The sequence below is a fragment of the Thermobifida cellulosilytica TB100 genome (assembly GCF_001517975.1).
Taxonomy (GTDB): Bacteria; Actinomycetota; Actinomycetes; order Streptosporangiales; family Streptosporangiaceae; genus Thermobifida; species Thermobifida cellulosilytica.
The window spans coordinates 299,223-310,128 of record NZ_KQ950180.1; the positions used below are offsets into that span (position 1 = coordinate 299,223).

Sequence of the window (10,906 nt, forward strand, 5' to 3'; positions counted from 1 at the left end):
CCGACGTCTGCACTTCCCGTGCCGCTGCTCCTGGCGGCGCTGCCGTTCGGCCTCCCCTGAAGCGTGCGGCGCGTCCCGGGCTGCAGTGGTCGGGCGAAGCCCCCACGCCCCGCTCGCCCCGGGCCTGGGGCGTGGCGTGCTCCGTCCCGGCGTCGGGCGCCCAGCCGCCGCCGGGACGGAGCCGATCCGCGGCTCTGGTGTCCGGGACCGGAGACCGGACCCGAAGCCGCGGTGAAGGTACTGGTCAGAGCACTCCGGTGAGGACCAGTACCCGCTCGTCGGTGAGGTCGTCCATCGCCGAGCGGACGCCCTCCTTGCCGACGCCGGACTTCTTGATGCCGCCGTAGGGCATCTGGTCGGCGCGGTAGGAGGGAACGTCGCCGATGATGACGCCGCCCACCTTCAGTTCTCGGTGCGCGCGGAAGGCCGTGTGCAGGTCGCGGGTGAACACGCCCGCCTGAAGGCCGTAGTCACTATTGTTGACCTCGGCGAACGCCGCGTCCACATCGCTGACCCGGCGCAGCACCAGGACGGGGCCGAACACCTCCTCGCACACCACCTTGGCGTCGTCGGGCACGTCGGCCAGCACGGTCGGGGCGACGTTGACGCCGTCGCGGGTGCCGCCGGTGAGCAGGGTGGCGCCGCCCTCGACGGCCTCGTTCACCCACTGCTCGACCCGGATCGCGGCGGCCTCGTTGATCAGCGGACCCACCTGGGTGGCCTCGTCCGCGGGATCGCCGGTGACCAGCTCCTCGACGTACTGCACCAGCTTGGCGGCGAACTCGTCGTAGACGGCGTCCTCGACGACGACCCGCTGCACGCCGATGCAGACCTGGCCGGCCTGGTTGTTGCCGAACAGGGCGATGCGCCGGGCCGCCCAGTCCAGGTCGGCGTCGGCCAGCACCACGGCCGCGGCGTTGCCGCCCAGCTCCAGGGTGACGTGCTTGTTCGGGGCCAGTCTGCGCAGCTCCCAGCCGAACTGGCCGCCGGTGAAGGAGATGACCGGCAGCCGCTCGTCGGTGATCAGCGGCTGCGCCAGCTCGTTGGGCATGGGCAGCACCGAGAACATCCCGGCGGGCAGGTCGGTCTCGGCCAGGATCTCGCCGAGGACCAGCGCGGACAGGGGGGTGGCGGGGGCGGGCTTGACCACGATGGGGGCGCCCACCGCGATCGCCGGGGCGACCTTGTGCGCGACCAGGTTGAGGGGGAAGTTGAACGGGGAGATCGCCAGCACCGCGCCCTTGGGCACGCGGCGGATCAGCGCGACCCGGCCCACTCCTCCCGGGTCGGTGTCCAGCCGCTGCATCCGTCCGCTGTCGCGGCGGACCTCCTCGGCCGCCCAGGTGAACACGGAGACCGCCCGTCCCGCCTCGATGCGCGCCCACTGGATCGGCTTGCCGCTCTCCGCGGTGATGGTCTGGGCGATCTCCTCGGAGCGCTCCTTGAGTCGGCGGGCCACGTGGGCGAGGGCCTCGGCGCGGACGTGCGCGGGCAGCGCCGCGGCCTCGTCGAGGACGCCGTGGGCGGCGGCGACCGCCTGCTCGATCTGCTCGGGGGTGGGAACCGCGACGGTGGCCACGGTCCGGCCCGTGTAGGGGTTGGTGACGGTGAGTTCTCTGTCGCCGGTGGTAGCGGACCCGGCCAGCCAGAACGGACGTTTGGACATGTCCGTGACGCTACTGCGCCGCCGCGTCCGGTTCCTCATCCATTCGGGCCCAACGACACGGTTCTCCGCTCCATAGTGGCGGATGCCGAAATCCCCCGTTTGCTGTCCGCCGTCTCCGCCGGGGGTTGTCCACAGTCGGCCGCGGCTGGTGGCGTATCCGGCGTCGGTCGGCCACAGTGGTGTCAGGGCGCGCGTCGGTTCCTCCCCCGCCGCTTCGCGTGCTCGGGGCAGCGTCGCCCCACCCGAGCTCTGTCAGAGACCGGGTCCGGCCGACGCCGGACCGCAGCCCGCGAGGACCGATCTGGAGAACACCGCTTGCCGCTCGTCTACCGCACCATCTTCACCGTCTCGCCGCCGTGCGACGCCGTCGAACTGAGCCTCGACACCTTCTCGAGCTGGCTCGCGCACAAGTTCGGCGGCAGGACCGTGGACGTGAGCCGGTCGGGGCACCACGCGCTGGACCACCACTACACCGTGAAGGTGGTCCGGCACGAGAACCCCGACGAGAACGTCCGCTTCCTGCGGCTTCGGACCGAGTCCGTGCACGAGCGGAGCGGGACCGTCTGGCAGACCGTGCTGACCGCCGTGTCCGACCCCGGGCGCGCCTCCGACCGGACCGTGTGGATCGACATGGTCGCGATCCCGCCCGGGGAGGAGGACGTGCTGGACCGGATCGAGGTGGTCCGCCCCAAGCTGGTGCGGCTGTTCCTGAACACGGCGCGGTGCCTCGACGGCGCGGCGGTGCTCACCGCGGCCCCGGTGATCGTCCGGGGCCGCGACGAGCAGGCGGTGGACGCGCTGCTGGCGGCGATCCGCGACGACTCCCGGCGCATGGCGGTGATCGCCACAGGGGCGCCCGCCGACCTCACCGTTGTCGGGTGGCGGGCCGCCATGGGGCAGGTGCTCAAGTTCGCGTGCGGCATGTACTCCGGGTACGTGCTGGACCGGGCCGCCCAGGAGCGGGTGGCCGCGCGGCTGCCCGAGGACTTCGACATCCCCGTGGGCGGGGCGCGCACCTTCCGTCCCGGGGTGCGGCTGACCGACCCCGACGACCACCGCCGGCATCCCCGGCTCAGCACGCGCAGCATGGACGCCGCCCGCACCGGCGGCATGATCCGCCCGCGGGTGGGCCGGGCGCTGGCGCAGTCGGTGCGCGAGGTGATCCTGGACGCCCCGCTCCCCGGGGAGCTGAGATCCCTGGACGCGCTGCTGAACGAGGAGGAGGCGGACCTGTCGGCCTCCCCCGCGGTGCCGGTCCCCTGCTCCGGTTCGACGGTCGTCTACCGCACCGAGTCCGCCACCGCCGCCCGGCGCCCCGCCGTGCCCCCTCCCGACCCGGACCGCACCGCCGAGCTGACCGCCGAGATCAAACGGCGCAATGCGCGCATCGCCGAACTGGAGAAGGAGCGCGAGCACCTGATCGCCGAGCTGGCCGAGACCGTGGAGGAGCGGGACCGCTGCCTGGAGGAGGCGCGCGCGGCCCGCCACGAGGTCGCCTGGCTGCGCGACCAGTTGCGCGGCCTCGGCCAGTACGCGCTGGCCGCCGCGCGCCCTCCCGTGGTGCCGAGCGAGCAGCCGCCCAACGACTTCGAGGAGCTGCTGGAGCGCATGACCGACGGGGTGCCCTTCCCCTACCTGTGCGTGACGATGGACGACTCGCTCGACGACGTGCGGGAGCTCAGCGGCAACCGGAAGGAGCGGCTGTGGGCGACCAAGGCGTGGGAGGCGCTGCGGGCCCTCAACGACTACGTGCGCTACCAGTTGACGCATCCCGGCAACGGCCGGACGCTCCACGACTACCTGCGGGAACAGCCCGAGGGCTATGCCACCATCCCGGTGAAGCGGATGGCCGCCCACGAGAGCGACACCGTGCAGAACCGGGCGAAGTTCAGCGGCAAGCGGGTCTTCCGGGTCCCCGTCGAGGTGCACCCCGACGGGGAGGTCCCGATGTTCGCGCACATCAAGCTGGACACCGAGTACGGGATCTGCCCGCGCCTGTACTACTACCCGGACCTGGGGCCGGGGCGGACCAACCGGATCTACATCGGGTACCTGGGTCGCCACCTGCCGGTGCACAGCACCAACTGAGCCCGCCCCGGCCGGGGCCGCGCTCCGGCGGCGCGGGGTGCCCGCCCGCCGGGGGGCGTCAGTGGCCGCCCGGGGGCAGCGCTCCTCCGCTGTGCGGAGCGGTCACGTCGGCTCCGCCGTGCGCCGCCGTGGGCGGGAGGGCGCGGCCGGGCAGGTCGGCCGCGGGCGCCCCGACACCGGCTGTCGCCTCGATGCGGCGGTTGCGGGCGCGCCCCTCCACGGTGCTGTTGTCGGCCACCGGGTCGGCGGAGCCGTGCCCCGCGGTGATGAAGGCGACCCCCTCGGTCGGCATCTGCTCCTGGATGAAGGCCACCACCTCCTCGGCGCGTTGCAGCGAGACCCGCAGGTTCGCCTCGGGGCTCCCGGTGCTGTCGCCGTATCCGTCGACGCGCACCCAGGCGACGTCGGCCTGGGCGGCCTCCTCGGCGAAACGTTGCAGTTCGACGATTCCCTCATAGGTGAGTTCGGTGCCGTTGTGGGAGAAGTGGACCACCGCGGTGATTTCCTCCGCCGTGTTCTCCTTCTCCCGGTACTCGGCCGCCTCCCCCTCACCTGCGGTTTTCGCTGTTTCTTCTTTTCTTGCGGCCAGATCGGCTTCTTTGCGGACCGCTTTCCCGGTGGTCTCCGCGGGGGTGTCCGCGGGCGCGGGGGCGGCCGCGTCGCGGTTGGGCCGCTGGGGCGGGAACAGGGCGACCGAGAACGCGAACAGGCCGAGAACGAGGACGCCGACGAAGGGAAGGGTGACGTAGCCGGACCACGCCCCCCGGTGCGACTCCCGTTCCCGTCCCGCTGTCCTCGTGTTCCGGGCCGCAGCGACCCGCCACTGCCCATACTGTCGTTCCGTCACCCGACCGAGAGTAGGAAACTCCGTCCCCGTCCGGGGCGAGAAATCGCGGCAGGGGTGCTTTCCCCGGGCTTTCCCCGTCCCGCACCCCGACGCTTTTCTCCCTTTTTTCCGGTCGCCTTCCGCGGTTTGTCGGATTTCTTCGCGCCACCTCCCCGAAAAAGCAAGTGGCGCAGATCACACCACCTGGGGCCGTGGCCGCTCCCGTCGAGCCCCGGACACATCCGGCGTTCGCGACGTCCTACCCTGGAGCTGTCATGGACAGCGTCGCCCCTTCCCCGATCCCCGCGACCCGCACCGTCCTCACCGAACAGGAGTGGCGGGAGCGCGCCGCCCGGCACGCCGAACGCGCCGAGGAGTTCGTCCGCAGCGCCCAGCGCCCCGCCGCGCGGCCGGTGGAGAGTTTCCTGTTCACCTACTACAGCTACCGCCCCGCCCAGTTGCGCCGCTGGCACCCGGGTCCGGGGGTGGTGCTGCTGGGCGAGTCGGCGCGCGCCGAGTTCCGCCGCTGGTACCGCACGGTCACGGTCCCCGACGCCTCGGGCACGCCGCACACCGGCGTGGAGCTGGACGTCGCGGCCTTCGTCGCCGACCGGGGGCGCGCGCTGCGGTTCGTCGCCGACCTGCTGTCGGCCGTCCGGGCGCGCAGCGCGAACTTCGGCTGCTTCGGACTGCACGAGTGGGCGATGGTCTACCGGCAGTCCCCCGAGGAGCGGCGGCACGCGCTTCCGCTGCGGCTGGGCGCGGAGGCCACGGACCGGGTGGTGGAGTCGCACCGCATCCGCTGCTCGCACTTCGACGCGTTCCGCTTCTTCACCCCCGAGGCGCGCCCGCTCAACCAGCTCCAGCCCACCCGCGACACCCAGATCGCCCTCGACCAGCCGGGCTGCCTGCACGCCACCATGGACTGCTACAAGTGGGCCTACAAGCTCTCCCCCGCCGTCCCCGGCGAGCTGCTGCTGGACTGCTTCGAGCTGGCGCGCGACGTGCGGGAGCTGGACATGCGCGCCTCCCCCTACGACCTGTCCGCGCACGGGTACGCCCCGGTGTGCGTCGAGACCCCCGAGGGCAAGGCCGAGTACGCCGCCACCCAGCGGGTGTTCAGCGAACGCGGCCAGGTGCTGCGGGACCGGTTGCTGGAGGTGATCGCGGCGCTGGGCGTGGCGGTGGAGCGCCCCGCGGCCGGCTAGCGCGCCCCGCCGCTCCCCCAGCCCGCGGGGATGCGCTCCAGCACCCCGCCGCGGAACACCTCGTACAGGCCGAGGGGCTCCAGGTGGACGTAGCCGATGTGGCAGTCGCACGTCGCCGCCGGGCACGGGCGGGGCCGCAGCCGCCTGGCGAAGGAGCCGTCGTACAGGTTGCCCAGCTCGGTGGGGAGGAAGTGGCAGCGGCGCACCGTGCCGTCACCGGAGACGGAGACGACGGTGTCGCCGGTGCGGCACGGCAGCCCCCGGCTGGGGTGCGGGTGGCGGCTGTAGGGGAAGAGGGGGTCGAGGGCCTGCCAGTCGGCGGCCTCCTCGTCGGTGTAGGTGCGGCCCTCGGCGGCGTTCACCCACAGGTAGACGTCGTCGGGCAGGTCGGCGCGGAGCCTGCGCGCCCGGGCCAGGTGCTCGGGCAGTCCGACGATCCCCACGCTGAACCGGACGCCCAGGTCGCGCAGGCGGCGGCACTTGGCGAGGAACCGGTCGTAGGGCGTCTGGGTGGGGTGGAAGGTGGTCCACAGCGCCGCGGTGGCGCGGTCGCAGTCGGCCAGCCACTCGACGCGGCCGCTCAGGTTGGTCTGGATGGCGACCCGCTCGACGTGCGGCAGGTGGCTGAGCCGGACGATCGCGGCACGGTACCAGGACCGCACCAGCCCTTCGCCCCACGGGGTGAACAGCACGGACAGGCGCGTGCCGGGGCTCTGCTCGGCCTGGGCGGCGACCCAGTCGACGAAGCGGGCCAGGGCGGCGCGGTCGGCGCGCAACTGCTCGGGGGTGTCGCGCCGCTTCGCGAACGGGCAGTACGGGCAGTCGTAGTCGCAACTGGCCAGCGGCCCCCGGTACAGCAGGGTCAGGGTGGGCGGCAGGCTCATCGCGCGTCGTACTCCGCCATCAGCCGGTTGACGCGCTCGGAGAAGAACAGCGGCCCGACCGCGTCGGAGTGGGCGAGCCCGCCCTCGGTGAGCCGCACCGGGCCGGGGCCGTCGGCGACCCAGCCGCGCTCGTCGAGCAGCGCGAACTCGGCGGGGAAGTCGGTGCGCGGGTCGGAGCCGAACCGCGCCCGGTACAGGCCGGGGTCCACGCCGTCGGCCTGGAGCAGCGATTGCAGCAGGTGGCGTCGGCGGCGTTCGTCGTCGTCGAGACGGAACCCGACCTCGGCGCGGTCGAAGCCGCCCGGCCCGCGGGAGACGTAGTCGTCGAGGATGGCGCGCACCGCCGTGATGCCCACCGCGTAGTCGAAGGAGTAGTGCAGTCCGCGGGTGTAGGAGCGGGCCCCGCAGCCCAGGCCGACCATGCCGTCGGTCTGGCAGCAGTAGGCGGGGCCGTCCACGGACGGCGCGTCGGCCCGTTCGAACATGCGCATGGACACCTGCCGGTAGCCGTGCTCCAGCAGGTGGTCGCGGCCCCGCCGGTACAGGTCGAGGCGCTGGTCGTCCCAGGCGCGCCCGGTCTTGCCGAGCCCGGTGAGCGGGCGCACGTACAGCGGGTACAGGTAGATCTCCTCGGGCCGGTGCTCCAGCGCGGCGTCCAGGGAGTAGCGCCAACTGTCGGGGGTCTGTCCGGCGATGCCGTAGATGAGGTCGATGTTGAGGCGGGCCGCGGGGGCGTGGGTGCGGATCGCGGCGAGGGCGCGGTCCACGTCGGCGCGGCGCTGCGGCCGTCCCACGGCGTGCGCCTCGGCGTCGACGAAGCTCTGCACGCCGATGCTGATCCGGCTGGCGCCGCGCGCGGCGAGCACCGCCAGCCGGTCGGGGGTGGCGGTGGCCGGGGAGGTCTCCACGGAGGTGGGGATGGCCGCCAGGTCCGCGCCGAGGAGGTTGTCGGCCAGGTCGTAGAGGCGGTGCAGCTCGTCGGCGGTCAGGTAGGTGGGGGTGCCGCCGCCGAGGGCGGCGCGGGCGAAGCGGGCCCTGCCGCCGAGCGCCTCGGCGACCGCGGCGGTCTGGCGGGTGAGCGCCTCCAGGTAGGCGGTGACCTGTTCGGCGGGCGGCGTGGCGCGGGTGAACAGGTTGCAGAACCCGCAGCGCACCTCGCAGAACGGGATGTGGAAGTACAGGAACAGGGCGTCGGTGGGCTCGTCGCGCCACACGTCGGCGAGGGTCGGGGGGTCGGCGAGCGGCCGGTAGGCGGTCTTGTGCGGGTAGCCGTAGACGTAGGAGCGGTACGGCGAGTCCGCGGGCGGCGCGGCTACGGGGTGGCTGTACAGGAGGGTCACGGGCCGTCGGTCCTTCTGTGCGGTGGTCGGGCGGGCTCGGGCGGCGCAGGTCAGCGTCGCAGGACGAAGTGCGCGTAGGGAACCGTCCACACCGTCTCGTGGCCGAGGCGGTGGCCGGTGTAGCCGTCCTCGCCGTAGGCGGTGCCGTGGTCGGAGCAGACGATGGTGAAGCAGGGGCGGCGCGAGGCGGCCGCGTCGAACAGGGCGGGGATGTGCCGGTCCACGTACTCCAGGGCGGCGGCGTGGCTGGCGGGGGAGTCGCCGTCGGCGCGGGTGGCACCGGGCAGGTAGAACCAGTTGGGCTGGTGCAGCGCGGACACGTTCACCAGCAGGAACAGCGGCTGGTCGGCGGGGGTGGCCGCGATGACGTCGACCGCGCGCGCCACCTGGTGTTCGAAGGAGGCGGGGTCGGCGACGCCGAAGGAGGGCTCCCAGTGGCTCTCGGCGAACAGGTCGGGGAGCACCGAGCCGAGCGCGGAGAGCCGGTTGAAGAAGCCGGTGCCGCCCACGCACGCGGTGTGGTAGCCGATGCGGGCGAGGGCGGTGGGCAGATCGGGGGCGTCGAAGGTCCAGGTCCGCTCGTCGGTGGTGGCGCTGCCGGGGAAGTCCGCCGCGAACAGCCGGGGGTGGGGGCCGGGGGCGGCCGGGGTGGGCAGGAAGCCGGCGAGCATCGCCAGGTGGGAGGGGTAGGTGAAGCTGGCGGGGGCGTGCCGCCGCTCCCATCCCGTCTCGGGCAGGACCGCGGCGAGGTTGGGGGTGCGCCCCTCGGCGAGCAGGCGCGCCGCCACGTCGTAGCGGAGGGTGTCGAGGGTGACCAGCAGGATGTCGTGGGTGCCGACCACCTCGTTCATGTCGGGTCGGGAGTCCATCGGCTGCTCCGTGGGGAGTCGGGCGGCCCTGGGCGGGCCGGGGTCTGGGGGTGTCCGGGCGGGTGCGGCCGGGCCGCCGTCCGCCCGCGGGGCGGGCCGCACTCCCGGCGAGGTGTGCGGCCGGGGCGCGGGCCGCGCGGAGTTGTCCACAGGGGGTGCGGGTCTGCTTGCCGTGGGGACTTGACAGCGAGCAGACTCTTCTTCGCGGTTCCTCAGTAGGGGGTGGCCTGCCCCCGGACGGGGCGGGGCGTGGATCAGTCCGTGCCCACCGCCGCCTCCTCTGCTGCCCTGCCGCCGGTCGTCCGGCCCGGCGGCCCGGCCGGGGTGAACCTGCCCGAGTACACCGCGTCGACCTGTTCGGCATAGGTGTCGCGGCCCTCGTGCAGGATGCCGGGCAGCAGGTCGCCGAAGGCGTTGACCTCGCACACCGCGTTGCTGCGCCAGTCGGGGGAGACCAGCAGGTCCACCCCCGCGTGCAGGGTGCGGGGGAAGCACGCGGCGGCGGCCTCGGCGGTGCGCATCGCGCGCTGCCAGGCGGCCTCGCCCATCCGGTCGCGCAGGGCGGCGAGGTCGCCGCGGGCGTTGCCCAGGTGCAGGTTGGTCATGGGCGACTTCGAGGCGCGCACCACCACGTGGGTGGCGCGGCCCGCCACGACCAGCACCCGCAGGTCGATGGTGCGGTTGTGCAGTCCGGCCTTGGGCAGCCAGCGTTCCACGTGCACCCCTTCGGCGCACAGCGTGTCGACGAGCACGGCCACGTCCGCCTCGTCGGTGTAGGTGCAGATGCGCAGGCTGTTGTACAGCTCCACCCCGGCGGGGGTGCGCACCAGGTGGGCGGAGGTGACCGCGTGCACCCGGTCGGGGCGGGCGGCCAGCGCCACCACCCCGGAGGCGGAGGAGCCGTGCACGGGTTTGACGAACACCCGGGCCCAGCCGCGTTCGGCCATGCGTGCGCGCAGCTCCGCGTAGTCGCCGACCGGCCCGTCCAGGGCGGGCGGCACCGGGACCCCGGCGGCGGCGAGCCGGGCGTGGCAGCGCCGCTTGTCGCACATGACGGCGAGGTCGTCGGGGTCCTGGAGCAGCCGGGCTCCCGGGGTTTCGGCCACGGTTTCGGCGAGCCGGTCCAGGGCGGCGCGCAGGCCCGCGTGGAAGGCCGCACGGCCCTCCACCCGGTAGGGGTCGGGGGCCTGGTCGAGGCCGCTGAGCAGCCGCGCCGTCTCGGGGTCCTCCCCGGGGGAGTCGACGCGCACCAGCGCGCCGGGGGGCACCCGCACGTGCCCGGCGGCCAGTTCCGGCCAGGGCAGGAGCACCGGGTCGGGCAGTCCGGCGGCGCGCACCGCCTCGGTGAACAGGCGCAGCCTGCGGCTGCCGGGAACGGCGACGACGGCGAGGGGCGGGGTGCTCATTCGGTGACCTCGGGGAAGTAGACGGGGACCTCGGCGCCGTCGTCGTCGAGGTCGTGGTCGGGTTCCTGGGGGTCGTCCAGGTCGAGGGCGACTCCGGACAGCGCCTGGCGGATCCGCTCCAGGACGGGTTCGGGGACGAAGTGGTAGCGCATGACCAGGCGGTCGAGTCCGCGGAAGGCGGGGGCGGCGGCGAGCACCTCGCCGCCCGGCTCGGTGAGCACGTGGCCGGACAGGTCCAGCACCTTCACCCGCTGCGTGACGGGCGCGTCGGCCAGGCGGCGGACCAGGTCGTCGCCCCACTCCGCGTTGCGCAGCCCCAGGCTGCGCAGGTTCGGGAAGGCCTTCCCCTCCAGGAGGGGGGCGAGGTCGCCCACCTCGGTGGTGCCGCCGTAGTCCTCGACGCCGAACCACAGTTCCAGGTGTTCCAGGGCGGGCAGGTCCGAGGCGAGCACCCCGGGCAGGCCGCCGGCCTGCACGACCAGCCTGCGCAGCGCCTCGTGCCGGGTGGCGGGGAACTCCAGGCCGCTGCCGCCGCGCACCCACAGCTCCTCCAGGCGGGGGGCCAGGCCAGCAGCGGGCCAACGCCCCCCGCCCCCCCCCACCCCCCCTGGGGCCCGGG

General features: G+C 73.9%; 9 protein-coding genes. 2 read left to right on the forward strand and 7 right to left on the reverse strand.

Features of this window, described 5'->3' with window-relative positions; genetic code table 11:
- Window positions 1-244 precede the first annotated feature (244 nt).
- Complete coding sequence (locus AC529_RS01310; RefSeq protein ID WP_068753095.1) at window positions 245-1,666, reverse strand: aldehyde dehydrogenase family protein; 1,422 nt, start codon at window positions 1,664-1,666, stop codon at window positions 245-247.
- A gap of 315 nt (window positions 1,667-1,981) precedes the next feature.
- Between AC529_RS01310 and AC529_RS01315 the strand changes: the two genes are divergently transcribed.
- Window positions 1,982-3,754 carry a cytochrome P450 family protein gene (locus tag AC529_RS01315; RefSeq protein WP_068753096.1) on the forward strand — a complete coding sequence of 591 codons (1,773 nt, stop codon included), beginning with the start codon at window positions 1,982-1,984 and terminating at the stop codon, window positions 3,752-3,754.
- A 58-nt stretch (window positions 3,755-3,812) separates the two neighbouring features.
- Here AC529_RS01315 and AC529_RS01320 read toward each other — a convergent pair whose 3' ends face one another.
- Window positions 3,813-4,601 carry an OmpA family protein gene (locus tag AC529_RS01320; RefSeq protein ID WP_068753097.1) on the reverse strand — a complete coding sequence of 263 codons (789 nt, stop codon included), beginning with the start codon at window positions 4,599-4,601 and terminating at the stop codon, window positions 3,813-3,815.
- 254 nt (window positions 4,602-4,855) lie between these two features.
- On the opposite strand from AC529_RS01320, the gene AC529_RS01325 reads away from it, so the two are divergent.
- On the forward strand, window positions 4,856-5,788 hold the full coding sequence (locus AC529_RS01325; RefSeq protein WP_068753098.1) for a 3-methyladenine DNA glycosylase: 933 nt from the start codon (window positions 4,856-4,858) through the stop codon (window positions 5,786-5,788).
- Here the strand turns inward: AC529_RS01325 and AC529_RS01330 are convergent.
- The 5 genes from AC529_RS01330 to AC529_RS01350 form a co-directional block, all read right to left on the reverse strand.
- Window positions 5,785-6,672, reverse strand: a complete 888-nt coding sequence (locus AC529_RS01330) for an STM4011 family radical SAM protein (RefSeq protein WP_068753099.1) — start codon at window positions 6,670-6,672, stop codon at window positions 5,785-5,787. The genes AC529_RS01325 and AC529_RS01330 overlap by 4 nt on opposite strands.
- A complete protein-coding gene (locus tag AC529_RS01335; RefSeq protein ID WP_068753100.1) occupies window positions 6,669-8,012 on the reverse strand; it encodes an STM4012 family radical SAM protein in 1,344 nt (447 codons plus the stop codon). The genes AC529_RS01330 and AC529_RS01335 overlap by 4 nt, the downstream gene beginning before the upstream one ends.
- Before the next feature lie 50 nt (window positions 8,013-8,062).
- Window positions 8,063-8,881: an STM4013/SEN3800 family hydrolase gene (locus AC529_RS01340; RefSeq protein ID WP_068753101.1), complete on the reverse strand. Its 819-nt coding sequence runs from the start codon at window positions 8,879-8,881 to the stop codon at window positions 8,063-8,065.
- A gap of 254 nt (window positions 8,882-9,135) precedes the next feature.
- Window positions 9,136-10,287, reverse strand: a complete 1,152-nt coding sequence (locus tag AC529_RS01345) for an STM4014 family protein (RefSeq protein WP_068753102.1) — start codon at window positions 10,285-10,287, stop codon at window positions 9,136-9,138.
- The gene (locus AC529_RS01350; protein ID WP_068753103.1) at window positions 10,284-10,826 is read right to left on the reverse strand and encodes a hypothetical protein; all 543 of its coding nucleotides are present in this window, start codon (window positions 10,824-10,826) and stop codon (window positions 10,284-10,286) included. The genes AC529_RS01345 and AC529_RS01350 overlap by 4 nt, the downstream gene beginning before the upstream one ends.
- Window positions 10,827-10,906 lie beyond the last annotated feature (80 nt).